The organism is Streptomyces asoensis (assembly GCF_013085465.1).
In the GTDB taxonomy this organism is placed as follows: Bacteria; Actinomycetota; Actinomycetes; order Streptomycetales; family Streptomycetaceae; genus Streptomyces; species Streptomyces cacaoi_A.
In genome coordinates, this window is the sequence record NZ_CP049838.1 from 6,207,918 (window position 1) to 6,225,318 (window position 17,401).

The 17,401-nt window shown below is 70.5% G+C and carries 13 protein-coding genes; 9 read left to right on the forward strand and 4 right to left on the reverse strand.

The genetic code is table 11. The features are described from left to right. Positions 1-99: 99 nt before the first annotated feature. Positions 100-1,836, reverse strand: a complete 1,737-nt coding sequence (locus G9272_RS27920) for a hypothetical protein (RefSeq protein ID WP_171399067.1) — start codon at positions 1,834-1,836, stop codon at positions 100-102. Positions 1,837-2,042: 206 nt separating this feature from the next. Between G9272_RS27920 and G9272_RS27925 the strand changes: the two genes are divergently transcribed. After that, positions 2,043-3,026 carry a glycosyltransferase family 2 protein gene (locus G9272_RS27925; RefSeq protein ID WP_171399068.1) on the forward strand — a complete coding sequence of 328 codons (984 nt, stop codon included), beginning with the start codon at positions 2,043-2,045 and terminating at the stop codon, positions 3,024-3,026. Further along, positions 3,023-4,372, forward strand: coding sequence for a polysialyltransferase family glycosyltransferase (locus G9272_RS27930; RefSeq protein WP_171399069.1), 1,350 nt, complete (start codon positions 3,023-3,025; stop codon positions 4,370-4,372). Before G9272_RS27925 ends, G9272_RS27930 begins: the two co-directional genes overlap by 4 nt. A gap of 91 nt (positions 4,373-4,463) precedes the next feature. On the opposite strand, the gene G9272_RS27935 is transcribed toward G9272_RS27930, so the two are convergent. The 3 genes from G9272_RS27935 to G9272_RS27945 all read right to left on the reverse strand — a co-directional run bounded on the left by G9272_RS27935 (position 4,464) and on the right by G9272_RS27945 (position 8,197). Continuing rightward, on the reverse strand, positions 4,464-5,621 hold the full coding sequence (locus tag G9272_RS27935) for an acyltransferase family protein (protein ID WP_171399070.1): 1,158 nt from the start codon (positions 5,619-5,621) through the stop codon (positions 4,464-4,466). Positions 5,622-5,849: 228 nt separating this feature from the next. Continuing rightward, positions 5,850-7,202, reverse strand: a complete 1,353-nt coding sequence (locus tag G9272_RS27940) for a polysialyltransferase family glycosyltransferase (protein WP_171399071.1) — start codon at positions 7,200-7,202, stop codon at positions 5,850-5,852. Next, positions 7,202-8,197: a glycosyltransferase family 2 protein gene (locus G9272_RS27945; RefSeq protein ID WP_171399072.1), complete on the reverse strand. Its 996-nt coding sequence runs from the start codon at positions 8,195-8,197 to the stop codon at positions 7,202-7,204. The genes G9272_RS27940 and G9272_RS27945 overlap by 1 nt, the downstream gene beginning before the upstream one ends. Before the next feature lie 198 nt (positions 8,198-8,395). Here G9272_RS27945 and G9272_RS27950 point away from each other — a divergent pair, with 198 nt between their 5' ends. The 7 genes from G9272_RS27950 to G9272_RS27980 all read left to right on the forward strand — a co-directional run bounded on the left by G9272_RS27950 (position 8,396) and on the right by G9272_RS27980 (position 17,383). Then, on the forward strand, positions 8,396-9,754 hold the full coding sequence (locus G9272_RS27950; RefSeq protein ID WP_171399073.1) for a DUF6716 putative glycosyltransferase: 1,359 nt from the start codon (positions 8,396-8,398) through the stop codon (positions 9,752-9,754). Positions 9,755-9,774: 20 nt separating this feature from the next. Continuing rightward, positions 9,775-11,022, forward strand: coding sequence for an N-acylneuraminate cytidylyltransferase (locus G9272_RS27955; RefSeq protein ID WP_171399074.1), 1,248 nt, complete (start codon positions 9,775-9,777; stop codon positions 11,020-11,022). 13 nt (positions 11,023-11,035) lie between these two features. Continuing rightward, positions 11,036-11,974, forward strand: coding sequence for an N-acetylneuraminate synthase family protein (locus tag G9272_RS27960; RefSeq protein WP_171399075.1), 939 nt, complete (start codon positions 11,036-11,038; stop codon positions 11,972-11,974). A gap of 43 nt (positions 11,975-12,017) precedes the next feature. After that, positions 12,018-13,109: a hypothetical protein gene (locus G9272_RS27965; protein ID WP_171399076.1), complete on the forward strand. Its 1,092-nt coding sequence runs from the start codon at positions 12,018-12,020 to the stop codon at positions 13,107-13,109. Positions 13,110-13,436: 327 nt separating this feature from the next. Beyond that, on the forward strand, positions 13,437-14,729 hold the full coding sequence (locus G9272_RS27970; protein ID WP_171402210.1) for an amidohydrolase: 1,293 nt from the start codon (positions 13,437-13,439) through the stop codon (positions 14,727-14,729). Positions 14,730-15,018: 289 nt separating this feature from the next. Then, positions 15,019-16,095 carry a BMP family lipoprotein gene (locus tag G9272_RS27975; RefSeq protein ID WP_171399077.1) on the forward strand — a complete coding sequence of 359 codons (1,077 nt, stop codon included), beginning with the start codon at positions 15,019-15,021 and terminating at the stop codon, positions 16,093-16,095. A 232-nt stretch (positions 16,096-16,327) separates the two neighbouring features. Further along, positions 16,328-17,383 carry a BMP family lipoprotein gene (locus G9272_RS27980; protein WP_171399078.1) on the forward strand — a complete coding sequence of 352 codons (1,056 nt, stop codon included), beginning with the start codon at positions 16,328-16,330 and terminating at the stop codon, positions 17,381-17,383. Positions 17,384-17,401: the final 18 nt, after the last annotated feature.

Here is a 17,401-nt window from a genome sequence, read left to right on the forward strand (position 1 = left end):
GCCCGCGTCGCCTGACCTGCCTCAGAGCGCCTGCGTCACAGAAGAACGGCCCCGGCGGGGAGTTCACCGCCGGGGCCTTTCGTGTGAGCCGTATGTGTCTCAGCGGCGCGCGGTGCACACCACGAGCTGCCGCCCCTCGGGCTTGGGGCACTCGTACGCCCTGCGGATGTCGGCGGCGATCCGCGGGTCGATGATGCCCAGCGACAGCCAGCTGGGCTGGTAGACGGCGTAGGCGGCCGGGTGCTCCTGCGTGATGCAGCGCACGTTCTCCCGGGTCGACTCCAGCGAGGGCACCTCGGTGAGCTGCTTGGGCACGTTGAAGAAGGTGGGGAAGGGGTACCGGCAGGCGGTGGGGTGGGCGATGTAGTAGGCCTGCTGACCGAAGGTCAGATACAGCACGGGTGCGCCGTCCGGGAGTTCGGCGTCCACCTGCTGGGCCGCCGCCTCCGCCGACCGCGCCTGCGTTTTGAGCTCCGCGTTGGTCGTGACGATCCGCCCCTCGATCACGCGGACCCCGGACAGGGGCCACACGGTCGCGGCCAGGCACATGACGAGCGCGAGGACCGGCAGGGCCACCGGAACACGCAGGGCGCCCGCCCGCGGTGCCCGCACCCACAGCAGGTCCACCACCCCGGCGAGCAGGGCCGCGGCCGAGGCGAGCCACGCGACGACCGCGGTGTCGACGTCCGCACGGACGAGGGCGAGCAGCGGTGCCAGCGCCCCGTACAGGAGGGCGAGCACGGTGAGGCACAGCGGAGGCCGGCCGTGTGCGCCGTACCAGCGGCCGATCGCGAGAGCGGTCAGGGCCGCGGCCACCACCGGCAGGCTCTCGCCGTGGTAGGCGAACCAGTTGCCCTGGTAGACCACGACGGCCAGACCGACGACGAGGAGCAGCAGCGTGACGAGCACGGCCTCGACGCGCTGCCGGCGCGACGGGAGGGTGGCGGCGAACAGCAGCAGCGCGCCGGGCAGCAGCGCGAGCACCGGCGTCAGCGCGATCCGGTCGCCCAGGTAGTCGGCGGTCCGCAGCAGCAGGTCCGAGACGACGACCGGATCCTTGCCCAGCGCATGCGCGTTGATGTACGGCATGTCGCGCAGCCACTGGAGCTCGCGCGAGCCCGACCAGGCGCTGACCGCGAACAGCAGGCCGGTGCCGACGGCGGTCGCGGCGGCGAGCAGCAGGCCCCGTACCCGGTCCACGGCGAAGACCACGAGGAGCGCCATCGCGGCGGTGCCCGCGGTGGAGTACTTCATCAGTACGGCGAGACCGAGCGGCAGCGCGCCGAGCGCGGCGGCCTGCCAGCGGCCGCGGACGCCCAGCGCGGCGGCGACGCCGACCGTCGCGAAGACGATCGCGAACCACTCCGGCTGCAAGTAGTCGATGACGGGCGCGAAGGCCAGGGTGAGGGCGATCAGGCCCGAGACGAGCAGCGCGTCCCGCTCGGGCAGACGGCGGCGCAGAGCCCCGTACAGAAGGAGACCGGCGGCCGCGCACAGGGCGATGCCGATGAGCCGCAGGAGGGCCTCGCGCACCGCGTTCGAGCCGCCGGTGACGGAGTCCAGACCGTCGAGCAACCAGCGGTAGAAGAAAGGCCGGTGGGCGAATATCTCGGAGGGGGAGAGCCCGCCCGCCCCCGTCGTCCGCAGCGCGGCGAGTACATAGCGGATGTCGAGAAAGACACCGGCGGTGAGGGTCGTGTAGATCAGCAGCGCGGCGGTGGTGATGGCGGTGGTCCACCCCGCGGGAGAGGTGAGGCGCAGCCGACGCGATGCCGGTCCGTGCGGGCTCTGCCCGCGCTGCGCGGCGGGCGGAGGTGAGGTGGATATGTCGGTCACGTGCGCGAACGTAGCATCGAATTCCGCGAGAATACGGGGTGATGAAAAGGGGGAGGGGTCGGCTCACCCGTTCTTCATCTGCCATTTCCCGACCCGATCCGGATGTCACGCCGAATTCACCTGAGTGTCGGCGACGGGACATGCGGAAGCTGATCCTACTTTCTTAGGATCACTTGACTTTCCGCTGAGAATCCAGGTGCGCACACGTGGCCAACACACCGACCCTGTCCGTCGTCGTTCCCTGCTACAACATCGAGTCGTACCTACCCGAGACCGTGACCAGCCTGGTCAACAATGCACGGGACGACTTCGAGTTCATCTTCGTCGAGGACAGATCCACCAAGGACAGGACCTACGAAGCGCTCCTCGCCCTGACGGAGCGGCTCGGGCACAGCCGGGTGATCCGGCACGAGCGGAACGGCGGACTGGCAACCGCGCGCAACACCGGCATCGACGTCGCGGAAGGCCGTTACCTCACCTTCCTCGACGGCGACGACTGGCTGGCGCCGGGCTATCTGGCCCAACTGGTGGACGTCATCGAGCGGTTCGACGTCGACTTCGTCCGCACCGACCATGTACAGGTCACCGGTCTCGAGCGGGCCGTTCACCGGGCGCCCGAGGGCCGCCGCCACACCCCGCTCGACCCGCGCACCTCGATCCTCCCCGTCGACGACACCACGATGGTCGACTATCCGTACGCCTGGGCCGGCGTCTACCACCGCCGCCTCCTCGACCGGGGCATGCTCCGCTTCCACGACGGGCTGCGTACCGCCGAGGACCGGCCGTGGATCTGGGACCTGCACCGCAGGGCGGAGTCCTACGTCGTCGCCAGCCTGCACGGTGTCTTCTACCGCCGGGGCATCGCCAGTTCGCTCACCCAGATCGGGGACGTGCGCCAGCTGGACTTCTTCCGCTCCTTCGACCTCGTCCTCGCCGAGCTCGCCGACGATCCCGAGGCGGACCGGCTGCGCGGGAAGGCGCTGCGCAACTTCTGCGTCGTCATCGCCCACCAGCTGATCGACCGGCGCCGGTTCGAGCGCAGTGTGGCCGCGAAGCTGAAGCGGCTGGCCGCCGAGGCGCTGGGCGCGATGAGCGAGGAGGAACTGAGCGAGGCCGTGGTGGGGATGGGTGAGGAACGTGTCCATGTGCTGCGCCGGGTCCGCGGCGGTATGAAGGGTGTGGCGGCATGATCCAGATATTCTGCTCGGCCACCCAGTACGCGGCCGCGACCGTCACCGCCGCGATCCGCGCCGGCCGGTTCGGCCCGCGCGAGGGCGTCCGCCGCATCCTCGTCGTCAGCAACACCGCCGCCGCGCCGGAGGTCGGCACCCCGTTGGACCGGATGGCCGGCTTCGAGAAGCTGCGCCCCGAGTTCGACCAGGTGTACTCCTGGAACGAGTTCATCTCCCCGCACCACCCGGCCGGTTGGTCGCCGCGCGTCCAGGACACCCGGCTCTGGGAGAAGGCCGTACGCCTCGCCTGGGACCTGGGCGACGAACCGGTCGAGATCGCCTGCGAGTCCATCCAGGCCAACCCCTCCCGCGCGATCGCCGACATCTTCGCGGACAGTCCGATCCACGTGTACGCGGACGGTCTGATGAGCTACGGCCCGACCCGCAACCGCATCCCGCACGGCATGAGCAGCCGCATCACGCGCGTGCTCCACCTCGACCTGGTGCCCGGGCTGCAACCGATGCTCCTGTCCGAGTACGGCGTCCGGCCCGAGGCCGTGCCGGGCCAGGCGATGGTCGACGTCCTCGCGCAGATCGGCGAGTCCGGCGCCGGCCTCCTCGCCGAGCGGCTCCCGGCCGACCACCCCGCCACCGCCGTACTCCTCGGCCAGTACCTCTCCGCGATCGACCTGATCACCCAGGACGAGGAGGAGCGGCTGCATGTGCGCATGCTGCGCGCCGCCGCCCGCGCGGGTCACGAGAACGTGCTGTTCAAGCCGCACCCGAGCGCGCCCGCCGTCTACAGCGAGTCCCTGGAGGCGGCCGCCGGGGAACTCGGCGTGCGGCTCACCGTGCTGAACGAACCGATCCTCGCCGAGACGGTCTTCGCCTTCCTGAAGCCGAAGCTCGTCATCGGCTGCTTCTCCACGGCACTGATGACCGCCGCCGCCTTCTACGGCATTCCCGTCGCCCGGGTCGGCACGGAGCTGCTCCTGGAACGCATCACGCCGTACGAGAACAGCAACCGCGTCCCGCTCACCATCATCGACGTGGCGCTGCCCGACGCGGAGCACGCGGAGCTCGGCGCCCCTCTCGAACTCGCGGGGGCGGCCGAGGAGCTGACGCCCCTGATCCGGGCCGTGGGGTACTGCATGCAGTCCCGCAAGTACCACGGCCTGCGCGACGAGGCGGCCGCCTGGCTCACCGCGAATCTCGCCGAATCGTCCCCGTACCAGCGCTACTTCAAGCGCCGCCGCCTCACGAGCCTCCGCCTCCCCGGCGGCGGCCCGATCCGCGCCGAGGCACTCCGTCGCCACCCGGCGGTACGGCGGGCCGTACGCCGGATCCGCTCGACGGCACGTTAGCGGCTGAGCGGGTGAGCGGGGACGCGCAGCGCCCCGCTCACCCGCTCAGGGGCGCGGGGAACTGCGCGACCGGCCCCCACCGGCCCGCGGATTACTCCGGCGCCCTCCGCGGAGCGGCGAGCGCCCGCTTCAGCCGTGGCCCGATCGGCTTCTCCACGAACCGGTGCAGGAGCCAGGCGATACAGAGCATGGACACTATGGTCGTGCCGAACGTCAGCCACGCGTTCAGGCCGAACTCGCGGTACAGCACCCGGATGAAGAACCACCCCAGGTGCTCGTGGATCAGATAGAAGGGGTACGTCAGCGCCCCGGCCACCGTCAGCCAGCGCCAGTTCGCCCGGCTCGTCCAGCCCAGGGCCACCGCGGCGACGGCGACGAAGGCGACGAGGACGATCAGCTGGATGACGTACGGGCTGCGGTGGAACTGGCCCTGCGGGCCGGGGTGCCACAGGGCCGTGACCGAGTAGCGCTGGCCGAGCAGGAAGCTGAAGCCGACGATGCCCCACAACAGCAGGTCGTTGCCGAAGCGGTGGATCAGGTAGAAGGCCAGACCGCCGATGAAGTACGGGGCGTGGTCACGCATCACCAGCTCGTCGGTCAGCGGGTTGTCGGCGACCCGGGCGAAGACGCCGGCCAGCGTCCACAGGCAGCAGAACATCACCACCCTGCGGTAGGTGACGCCCCGCCAGACCACGAACAGCGCGAACAGGGCGTAGAAGCGCACCTCCACCCAGAGCGTCCAGTCCACCCCCAGCACCCGGGGCACGCCCATCGGCTGCTGGAGCATGGTGAGGTTGGTGAGGATCTCGTCCGAGCGCAGCGGCCCGGCCACCACCGGCAGGATCAGGCCCGCGGCGGTGACCAGGACGATCGCCGCCCAGTAGGCCGGGTACAGCCGGGCGACCCGGGAGCGGAAGAAGTCCCCCATGCTCCGGCCCCAGCTGCTCATGCAGATCACGAACCCGCTGATCAGGAAGAAGAACTGCACGCCAAGGCTGCCGTAGGTGGCGAACTGCGACAGTGTCGGGAACTTCTGGCCGGGGGACTGGTGCCAGGACTGCGCGACCTCGCCGTTCTTGCCGGCGTAGTGGTAGAAGCAGACCATCAGGGCCGCCAGCAGGCGCAGCCCGTCCAGGGCGCGCAGCCGGCTCTCCGCCCGGGGCCGGACCGGAGCCCGGTCGGGGATGAGAAGGTTCAGCCGGAGTGCCGGTGTCGGGGCCGGGGCCGCCGCCTGGTCAGCCGCGCTCATCCTGGGACCTTCCGTGGGAGTCGTGAGAGGTGTTCGGTCGTGTCCGACGGCCATGGCCGTTGTCTCGACGACGGAACGCTATGCATCTCCGACAAGTCGGGGATGAGTGACGGCTGACTCACCGGCGGCGCAAGAATGACGATCGGATGAACAGCTGTCCCGGTATGTCGTGTTTCCGGTCGTCGAGTGACCGCCACACCGGAGACCGGCTGCCGCTACCGCTTGCCGCTACCGCTTGCCGGTCACCCGCTTCAGAGCGCGGGCCCGGCGCGCCAGGCGGCGGACGGTCGCGTTGCGCGGGATGAAGGCGAGCTGGCCCGGGACGGCACCGGGGAGGGCCAGCGCCGCCAGGCGCCGGCGCTTGAAGTAGCGCCAGGTGTGCGGGTCGAGGTGCGTGGAGAGGTAGCGCTCCGCCTCACCCAGCAGCCCCGGGTAGATCTTGGGCTGCATCGCGAAGCCGACGGCCCTGAGCAGCGCGGCCAGTTCGTCCACCCGCTCCGCCGACGGCATGGCCCACGCCTCCACCGCCGGCCCGTCCGCCAGGTCCGGCAGCAGCACGTCGACGATGGTGAGCGGCACCCGGTTGCTGTTCTGGTACGGCGCGAGCCTGGCCAGCACGGTGCCGGTGCCGACCCGGGCGACCGGGAGGCCGTACAGACCGGCGGCGGTGAGCAGCGCGGTGGAGAAACAGCCGACGACGAGGGCGGGGCGCAGCCGCTGGTAGGCCACCTCCGCGAGGACGGGCCGGTCGAGAAGCGTGAGTTCGGCGCCCAGCTTCCTCGCCTCGTCCTCCAGCAGCCGGGACCAGCGGGCGGGTGCCACGGGGTGCGGCTTGAAGACGAGCTTGCGGTGCCCGAGAGCCACGGCGCCGCGCACCATGCCCAGATGCAGCTCCTCCTCCTCGGCGTCGTCGAGGATGCCGAGCGCCGAGAGGTACTGCCCGAGTAGCAGGGCCGGTTGCTCCTCGGGATCGGGCAACTCGGCCTCTTCCTCGGCGAGTTCGCCCAGCACCTTCAGGAACGCCTCGGACGGCACCAGTACCGGCGGCACGCCGAACTCGGTGAGCAGCAGGGGGGTGAGGCCCGGCACCAGATCGAGGTGCAGCAGCCGGTCGACCCGGGTGCCGACCAGCGGGTCGATCTTGTCGCGCGTGGGGCCGTAGCTCATCAGACCGTCGGCGTAGGCGTCGACGGGCGCGCCGGTGAACAACTGGCACAGCGCCAGTGCCGGATTCACCTGGATGGATTCCACGGCCAGGTGGACCTCGTCGTCACCGAGGTCCCACAGCAGCCGTACGTACCGCTCCCACATCGGGATGTCGTCCCCGCGCGGGCCCCAGCCGCCGGGGTGGAAGGGGGCGATGGTCTCGTTCCAGGACAGCACCTCGTCGAAGCGCTCACGGATCCGGGCGAAGCCCGGCATGGCGTCGACGGACGGCGTGATCTCCGGATTGACCGCGTTGTTGGTGACGAGCAGCAGCCGGCGGTCGGTCGGTTCGAAGAGCCCGGCGTCGAGGGCCGCGGCCAGCGTCGCGGCGCCGTACAGGGTCGAGACGCAGAAGATCCGGGTCGTGCGAGGCATCAGACGGCCACCGTCCGTGCCGCCACCGTCCGTGCCGCCACCGGCCTGCGCCTTACCCGCCGCAGCGCGCTCGCCCGCTGTACGTCCATTGAGTCCATGACCTCCGCGAGCACGTCCTGCGGCATTCGCCTCAGGGCGGCGGCGCACAGGGAGCGCAGTTTCCGTGCCACGGCGGGTTCGAACCTCTCGATCGAGCCGAGGTGATGCGTCATGATCGCGCAATAGGTGCGCACCGCCTTGGGCAGCAGCTTCTCGCCCTCGGCGTCCCGCGCCGTCTCCTCGATCACCTGGTCGAAGGCGCGGATGAAGTCCAGTTGCCGTACGTCGCCGATCTGGGTGAGGGAAGAGGCCACCCCGCGCCGGTAGTAGACGCCCAGCAGCCCCACCACGGCGAAGGTGTCCGCCTCGCGGTGGAGCTTCCAGATCCAGGGCCGGTCCTCGGCCGTCCGCAGTCCGTCGGTGAAGTGCAGCAGTCCTCGGTCGACGAGCCGGCGGTGGTAGACGCCGGCCCAGGCGTAGGCGTAGTCCACCGAAGTGGACCGGTCGGCGGGCAGGATCGCCTCCCGCGGGTTCATCACCGTCCCGCGCCGGCCGTGCGGCACGCGGTGAATGCTCCGGGCCCTCGCGGTGCACTGCACATGGTCGGTGCGGACGAAGTCGCAACCCAACTGCTCGATGGCGGCGAGGAGCCGGGGGAAGTATCCGGGCGCCAGCCAGTCGTCGCCGTCCAGGAAAGTCAGATAATCGCCCCGCGCCTTGTCGATGCCGGTATTTCTCGCGGTTGCCAGCCCTCCGTTCTTTTCGTGTCTGACCAACACCGCGCCCGGCAGTTCTCGCTCCGCACGCGTGAGGATGTCCGAGGTCGCATCGGTCGAGCAGTCGTCGACCAGAATGAACTCGAAGTCCTCGCGTGCGTTCGAACGCAGGCTCGTAAGGGTGTCGGGCGCGTATTGCTGAACGTTGTAGAACGGCACGATCACGGAAAGCTTGGGCACCTGCGAAACCCTAGAAGGGCCCCCGGCGGCAAAACTTGCCGGTGTGGATACGGGGGGTGAACTCGATGTGTCGGAATGGTGCACCCCCCGCGCTTTCGCGCAATTGGCGGGCCGGTTCGGCGTTCGGTGGTCCGCTGTTAACTTTTTGTTGAGGGGTGATTGGGCAAATCCTGGGTTTTGCTTTCTAGCGTCTTGGCTGTGCCAGCAAGTACTGCCAACCCCCCACGGATTGCCGTCCTCGCGGACTCCGACACCCGATGGAAATGGGGTGCGCTGACCGCGACGCGGATCGCGCCCTCCATGGAAGCCGGATCCGGGAGCGGGGCGCAAGTCGCCCCCGTCCTGGACGGATTCCTGCTGCGCGGCCGGGCCACCCCCACCCCCCGCCAGCTGGCCGAGGTCGGCGTGCACGCCGACTCGCTGAGCGAGGTCACCGCGCTCGAGTTCCTGCGCGCCATGAAGAGGACGTCGTACGACATCCTCGTCCTCGCCCTGGTCGGCGGCGGCGTCCAGGCGATCCTGCACGGACTGAAGCGGATCTGGGAGGGGCGGACCGAACGTCCCGTCGTCGTCACCGGCTATGTCGGCGTCGTCTACGAGAAGCTCGCCGACGGCCTGCTGCTGCGGCACGGCGCCGACCTCGTCCTCGCCAACTCCCGCCAGGACGCGGAGCGTTTCCGCGCCGTGTACGAGGGGGTGGGCGCCGACGCCTCGTCGGTGACCGAAGTGGCCCTGCCGTTCCTGGGCGGTGCCCCGTACACGGGTGAACACGACCCGTACACCGTCGTCTTCGCCGCGCAGCCCTCCGTGCCGGAGAACCGCAGGGACCGTACGTACCTGCTCGACCGGCTGGTGCGGCACGCGCGACTGCACCCGGAGCGGGAGGTGCTGCTGAAGCTCCGCTCCAAGCCGGGCGAGCACACCACCCACATCGAGGAGCTGCCCTACCAGAAGCTGGTGCAGAAGCTCGATCCGCCGCCCAACTTCCGTCTGGTGTACGGGAACATGGGCGAAGTCCTCGACCGCACCGACCTCATGGTCACGGTCAGTTCGACGGCCGCCCTGGAGTCCCTGCACCGTCGGGTGCCCACGGTCGTCCTCACCGACCTCGGGGTGCGCGAGGCGCTCGGCAACCACCACTTCGTCGGCTCCGGCTGCCTCGCCTCCTGGGACCAGCTCGACGCCGGGCACCGGCCCGCCCCCGACGAGGCGTGGGTGGCCCGCCAGGGCGTCGCCGTCGCGGGTCCCCCCTCCGGGGGCGGCTCGTACGCGACGGCCTTCGACGCGGCGCGTGAGCGGATCGGTAAAGCGCTCAACGGCCCCGGCGGCCTTCCGCCCCTCACCCCCTACTACACACCCGCCACCGCGCCCGGCTATCTGCCCGGCATCCTCGCCCGCCACCACCTCGGCCCCGACGGCAGCCCGCTGCCCGGCGCGCCCGCCGCCGACCGGGACCCGGGCCCGGTCCGGCAGATCGTGCGCCGGGCGGCGCGCGGCGCCTACCGGCACGGCGTGCAGCGGGTGGCCCCGGTCATCCGGCGGATGGGGGAGCTGTGACCCGTCAAGGAGAGAAACCCATGTCCGACTCACCAGCCGGGGTGCGCCGTGTGCTCGCGGTGATCCCCGCGCGCGGCGGCTCCAAGGGCGTGCCCGCGAAGAACCTCGCACCGGTGGGCGGCGTACCGCTCGTCACCCGCGCGGTCCGCGAGTGCCGGGCGACCCGCCTCGTGACGGACGTCGTCGTCTCCACCGACGACCACGCCATCGCGGCGGCGGCGCGCGAGGCGGGCGCGGAGGTCGTGCTCCGGCCGGCCGCCATCGCCGGCGACACCGCGACCTCCGAGGCGGCCGTCCTGCACGCCCTGGACGCCCACGAGGCACTGCATGGCTCCCCGGTCGACGCCGTCCTGCTCGTGCAGTGCACCAGCCCCTTCCTCGTCCGCGACGACATCGACGGGGTCGCCGCGGCCGTCGTCGAGCAGGGCGCCGACACCGCGGTGACGGTCGCCCCGTTCCACGGCTTCGTCTGGCGCGACGCGGACGCCGGAGAGGGCGCGGACGCCGACGGGGGCCCCGGCCCGGCCGGCGGCTTCGGCGTCAACCACGACAAGGCCTTCCGCCCCCGCCGCCAGGACCGCCCCCAGGACCTCCTGGAGACCGGCGCCGCCTACGCCATGGAGACCGACGGCTTCCGCGCGCACGGCCACCGCTTCTTCGGCCGCACGGAACTCGTCCGTACCGACCCCGCCCGGGTCCTGGAGATCGACGACCCGCACGACCTGGCCAGGGCAAGGTCGCTGGCGCCCCTCTTCGACACGGATCGCCCCGGCTCCCTCCCGACGGCCGCCGACATCGACGCGGTCGTCCTCGACTTCGACGGCACCCAGACCGACGACCGGGTGCTGATCGACTCCGACGGACGGGAGCTCGTCTCCGTGCACCGCGGCGACGGCCTCGGCATCGCCGCCCTGCGCAGGTCGGGCCTGCGGATGCTGATCCTCTCGACCGAACAGAACCCGGTCGTCGCCGCCCGGGCCCGGAAGCTGAGGCTCCCGGTCCTGCACGGCATCGACCGCAAGGACCTCGCGCTCAAGCAGTGGTGCGAGGAACAGGGCATCGCGCCGGAGCGCGTGCTCTACGTCGGCAACGACGTCAACGACCTCCCCTGCTTCGCCCTCGTGGGCTGGCCGGTGGCGGTCGCGAGCGCCCACGACGTCGTACGCGGCGCCGCACGCGCGGTCACCACCCTCCCCGGCGGCGACGGCGCGATCCGGGAGATCGCCGGCTGGATCCTCGGACCCTCTCTCGACACCCTCACCACGTAAGGACATCTCCCCCATGAGCACCAACTCCCGTCTGCGTACCTTCGGTTCCCGCGAGGTCGGTCCCGGCAGGCCCGTCTACATCTGCGGCGAGATCGGCATCAACCACAACGGCGAGCTGGACAACGCCTTCAAGCTGATCGACGTGGCCGCCGAGGCCGGCTGCGACGCCGTGAAGTTCCAGAAGCGCACCCCCGAGATCTGCACCCCGCGCGACCAGTGGGACATCGAGCGCGACACCCCCTGGGGCCGGATGACCTACATCGACTACCGCCACCGCGTCGAGTTCGGCGAGGACGAGTACCGGCAGATCGACGAGTACTGCAAGGAGAAGGGCATCGCCTGGTTCGCGTCCCCGTGGGACACCGAGGCGGTCGCCTTCCTGGAGAAGTTCGACGTCCCCGCGCACAAGGTGGCGTCCGCCTCGCTGACGGACGACGAGCTGCTGCGCGCCCTGCGCTCCACCAACCGCGCCGTCATCCTCTCCACCGGCATGTCGACGCCGCGGCAGATCCGCCACGCCGTCGAGGTCCTCGGCAGCGACAACATCCTCATGTGCCACGCCACCTCGACCTACCCGGCGAAGGCCGAGGAGCTCAACCTCCGCGTGATCAACACGCTGGAGAAGGAGTACCCGAACGTCCCGATCGGCTACTCCGGCCACGAGACCGGCCTCCAGACCACCCTCGCCGCGGTCGCCCTCGGCGCCGCCTTCGTCGAGCGCCACATCACCCTCGACCGCGCGATGTGGGGCTCCGACCAGGCCGCCTCCGTCGAGCCGGGCGGCCTCACCCGCCTCGTCCGCGACATCCGCACCATCGAGGCCTCCCTCGGCGACGGCGTCAAGAAGGTCTACGACTCCGAGCTCGGCCCCATGAAGAAGCTGCGCCGCGTGTCGGGCGTCGTCGCGGAGGCGGAGATCGCGGCGGCGGCGGGCGAACCGGTCGCTGTGTGACCTGAATACCCCTCCGAGTGCCTTACGGGATGGTCGTCCGACGATGAGTCCTCGCGCCGGGAAGAACACCGGCCACACCCCCCACACCCTCGCCTTCGTCGAGAGTCCGGTGCAGCTCCTGAACGTCCTGGAGTGGGCGCACGCCCGGGAACTCCACCCGCGAGAGGAGCCCGGCGCGGGGTTGACCCTCGTCGTCCTGTCCCCGACCGATCCGATGACCCGGGGCCAGCTGCGCCGCATGGCCGAGCTGGCCCGCCGGGAAGGGCACACGGTCCGCTGGGAGGAGGCCCGCGGCGGCACCACGGCGCCCTTCCGCACGATCGGCGGCCTCACCCCGCTGCTGCGGCGCGCGGAGCGGATGGTGATGGGCGACCCGTTCTCCCGTTACGTCCAGCTGCTGCTGACCATCACCAGGGCGAGCGAGCTGGTCGTGGTGGACGACGGGACGGCGACGATGGAGTTCGTGGGCCAGCTGGCCCGCGGCGAACGCCTCGTCCGCTGGCACCGCAAGGGCGGCCGCTCGGGCCCCCGCGACGTGCTCTTCGCCCCGGTGTCCGCCGCGGCCCGCCGCCGTCTGACCCCCGGCCCGGACCGCGGGGTCGAGGTCTTCTCCTCCATGCCCATGAAGGACGCCCCCGACGGCGTCACGATCACGTCCAACGTCTTCGCCTGGACCCGTGAGCGCTTCGGCCCGCCGCGCGTGACGAAGAGCGCGGACATGGTCGGCACCTCGCTGGTGGAGACCGGCGTGGTGGACGTCGACCGCTATCTGGAGGCGGTCCGGACGCTGGCCGAGGCGCACGGCGCGACCCGCTACTTCGCCCACCGCCGGGAGAGCACGGAGAAACTCCACCGGCTGGCCGTCGAGACGGGACTGGAGGTGGTCCGCCCGGACCTCCCGCTGGAACTGATCGCCCGCCGCGGCCCCATCGGCCGGACCGTCCTCAGCTTCCCTTCCACGGTCGTCCACACCCTGCCGCTGGCTCTGTCCGGCACCGACGTCCGCGTCGCGGTCTGCGACATCGACCCGGCCTGGCTGACGGAACACGCCTCGCCCAGAGCCCAGGGGTTCCTGTCCGGGGTGACGGGCACGGCGAAGGACGTACACCGGCTGGCAGCGGTGAGCGTGGTCTGAGGAGGGCCGGGACCAGGGCGACCACGAGCCGCCGCTGCCGGGTCGGCCCCGCGTCGTCGCCCAGCGTGGCACCACCGCTGCACGGAGGTGATGATTTCGGGATCGGTCCCGGTACGTGGACAAACCCAGCGTGGCTCGAGCGGTCCGTGGTATCCGTGAAAGGAAGGAAGAAGTGTGGGTGCCGACCGAGAAACCGGCGAGTTTACCCATCCATCACAGCAGCCATGCGCCGCGCGGCCAACTTTTCTTCGCCTAACGGGTTGAACTTTTGTTGATCGGGTCAGTTGACCGCCCCGGCGTCCTACCCTTCAGAGGGTGAAGCAACTGATGTCCCGAGAGTCCGAGGCCGATCCGTCAGGGGAAGACGTGCTCCCCGGTGCACTTCCGGGTGCGCTCCCCGGCGCCCTTCCCGGCACCTTGCCGGAGGCGCTGCGCGCAGAGCTCGTGGCCTTCCGCCGCGACATGCACATGCACCCCGAGCTCGGCAACCAGGAGTTCCGTACGACGGCCGCGATCAAGGCCCGCCTCGAGCAGGCGGGTCTCAAGCCGCGCGTACTCGCCGTAGGGACCGGCCTCATCTGTGACATCGGGACCGTGGGCGGAGGGGGAGCGGCGGGCGCCGGGGCCGACGGGGTTCCCGTCCTCGCGATGCGCGCCGACATCGACGCGCTGCCCATCCCGGACACGAAGACCGAGTGCGCGTACCGCTCGACGGTGCCGGACCGCGCGCACGCCTGCGGGCACGACGTGCACACCACCGTCGTCCTCGGCGCCGGACTCGTCCTCGCCGAGCTGCACCGGCAGGGCCGGCTCCCGCGGCCCGTGCGGCTGATCTTCCAGCCCGCCGAGGAGGTACTGCCCGGCGGTGCCGCCGACGCCATCGAGGGCGGGGCGCTGGACGGGGTCGGGCGGATCATCGCCGTGCACTGCGACCCGCGGGTCGACGCGGGCAGGGTCGGGCTGCGCGAGGGTGCCATCACCTCCGCCTGCGACCGGCTGGAGATCTCGCTGGACGGGCCCGGCGGCCACACCGCCCGCCCGCACCTCACCACCGACCTCGTGACCGCCGTCGCCCGGGTCGTCACCGACGTGCCCGCGCTGGTCGGCCGCCGCGTCGACACCCGGGCCGGGCTGGCCGTCACCTGGGGCCGGATCGAGAGCGGCCACGCACCGAACGTGATCCCGCAGCACGCCGAGCTCTCCGGGACCGTCCGCTGCCTGGACATCGAGGCGTGGCGGCAGGCGCCGGACATCGTCGTCGCGGCGATCGACGAGGTCGCCAACCTGCACCGGGCCAAGTCGGAGATCAACTACGTGCGGGGCGTCCCGCCCGTCGTCAACGACGGCGAGGTCGCCGGGCTGCTGCGGGACGCCATGGTCGCCCGACGCGGTGAGACGGCCGTGGAGAGCACCGAACAGAGCCTCGGCGGCGAGGACTTCTCCTGGTACCTCGAGCGGGTGCCCGGCGCGATGGCCCGGCTCGGGGTCCGCCCGCCCGGCGAGCGCACCGTGCGCGATCTGCACCAGGGCGACTTCGACGCGGACGAGTCGGCGATCACCGTCGGCGTGGAGCTCTTCACGGCTGCCGCGCTGCTGGACGCGGCGACTCGCGTCCACTGAGGGAACCCCTGGCGGAGGAACCCCGAGGAGCCCGGGCGAGGGGGTGCCGGAAAGGCGCCCCTTCGTCCCCTTGTGTCACCCACCCGTAACCCCGGGGACGCGCTTGTAACCCCGCGTCGGCACGAATCGATAACGGCCCGGAGAAACCCCGTTCCCCTCCGCTTCTACGCGCGTTACTGTGCGCCGGAATCGCCACCGGGAAAGGCTTGTTGGGGAGCCCCTCCTGAACGGCGCCACCAAGGGGAAAGCGGGCCGGTCACGGCGCCGTGGGGATGAAGGGGTGCTTGCTATGCGTCTGATATCTCGGAGGACGAGATTTTCCCGGGCCGCGGTGACCGTCGCGGTCGTCGCGCTCGCCGCCGCCGGCTGCGGCAAGTCCAGCACCGACTCCAAGTCGAGCGACTCGGAATCCAGCAGCGGCACGTACTCGGGCAAGGGCATCGGCCTCGCGTACGACATCGGTGGCAAGGGCGACCAGTCCTTCAACGACGCCGCCTACGCCGGTTTCCAGAAGGCCGAGAAGGAATTCAAGATCGGCGGCCAGGACATCGAGCCGCAGGACGGCGAGTCCGACGCGGACAAGGTGCAGCGCCTGACCCAGCTCGCCCAGGCCGGCTACAACCCGGTGATCGGCGTCGGCTTCGCCTACGCGCCGGCCGTCAAGGAGGTCGCCGCCAAGTTCCCGAAGATCACCTTCGGGATCATCGACGACGAGCAGATCCAGGCGAAGAACGTCGCCGACATGGTCTTCCACGAGGAGCAGGCCTCGTACCTGGCCGGTGTCGCCGCCGCCAAGGCCACCAAGAAGGCGCACATCGGCTTCATCGGCGGCGTGGACATCCCGCTGATCCACAAGTTCGAGGCCGGTTATGTCCAGGGCGCCAAGTCGGTCGACCCGAACATCAAGATCGAGTCGCAGTACCTGACCGAGACCGCCCAGGAAGGCGGCTTCTCCAGCCCCGACAAGGGCAAGGACGCGGCGAGCGGTCAGATCGAGGCGGGCGCCGACGTCATCTACCACGCGGCCGGCCTCTCCGGTCAGGGCGTCATCACCGAGGCCGCGGCCAAGAAGGTGTGGGCCATCGGCGTCGACTCCGACCAGTACAGCCAGAGCGCGCTGGCGGCGTACAAGGACTACATCCTCGGCTCGGCGCTGAAGAACGTCGGCGGCGCCGTCTACGACCTCGTGAAGTCCGTCCACGCGGGCAAGCCGCTGTCCGGTGTGGTCCGCGGCAGCCTCTCCAACGACGGGGTCGGATTCGCCGACACCAACCCGAAGTACAAGGCGATGACGGACGTCGTCGCGGCCGTCGACAAGGCCAAGCAGGACATCATCGACGGCAAGATCACGGTAAACACCAAGTAACGGCCCGAAACCCGTTCCGCCGGGCCCTTGCTACGCCCTTACGGGCGTCCTTGCAGCCCATGCGCCCCTTGCCTCCCGCAAGGGGCGCACTGCTGTCCGTAACCTGGACCGCAACTGTGGCCACAGCTCGGTAACGGACCGGACAGAAGGGTTTTTCCGTCTGGTCTACGCGCGTTACGCTGCGGCGGAACCAGCGCCTGGTTTGGGCGCTTGCACAAAGGAGTCAAGTTCCATGCGCCGGGTGTCCCGAATCGCGGTTGCGGGTGTTGCCACCGCAGCTCTCGCCGTGACCGTTTCCGCTTGCGGAAGCTCCTCCACGTCGTCGTCGTCCTCCTCCAACAGCAGTGACAAGAACCTGGGCCTCGCGCTCGCGTACGACGTCGGTGGCAAGGGCGACCAGTCCTTCAACGACGCCGCCACGGCCGGCCTGGACAAGGCCGACAAGGAGTTCGGCTACAAGTCCACCGCTGTCGAGCCGCAGGACGGCGAGTCCGACGCGGACAAGGTGCAGCGCCTGGAGAGCCTCGCCAAGCAGGGCTACAACCCGGTGATCGGCGTCGGCTTCGCCTACGCGCCGGCCGTCAAGGAGGTCGCGGCCAAGTACCCGAAGACCACCTTCGGCATCGTCGACGACGAGCAGATCAAGGCCGACAACGTCGCCGACCTCGTCTTCCACGAGGAGCAGGCCTCCTACCTCGCCGGTGTCGCCGCCGCCAAGGCCACCAAGACCAACACCGTCGGCTTCGTCGGTGGCGTGGACGTTCCGCTGATCCACAAGTTCGAGGCCGGCTTCAAGCAGGGCGTCGAGGACACCAAGAAGGGCGTCACGGTCAAGTCGCAGTACCTGACCGAGACCGCCGCCGAGGGTGGCTTCTCCAGCCCCGACAAGGGCGAGAGCGCCGCCGAGGGCCAGATCGACGCCGGTGCGGACGTCGTCTACGCCGCCGCCGGTCTGTCCGGTCAGGGTGTCATCAAGGCCGCCAACGCCCACAAGATCTGGGCCATCGGCGTCGACTCCGACCAGTACAAGCAGGACGCGCTGAAGGCGTACAAGGACTCGATCCTCACCTCGGCCATGAAGAACGTCGAGGGCGCGGTCTACACGCTGGCCAAGTCCGTCAAGGACGGCAAGCCCGCGACCGGCGTCGTCCGCGGCAGCCTCGAGAACGGCGGCGTGAGCGTGTCGGACTCGAACCCGTCCTTCGCGGGCAACACCGCGATCCAGGACGCGATCAAGAAGGCCGAAGAGGGCATCAAGAACGGCACCATCACGGTCAAGACCTCCTGACCTTCTGTCAGAGGCCTT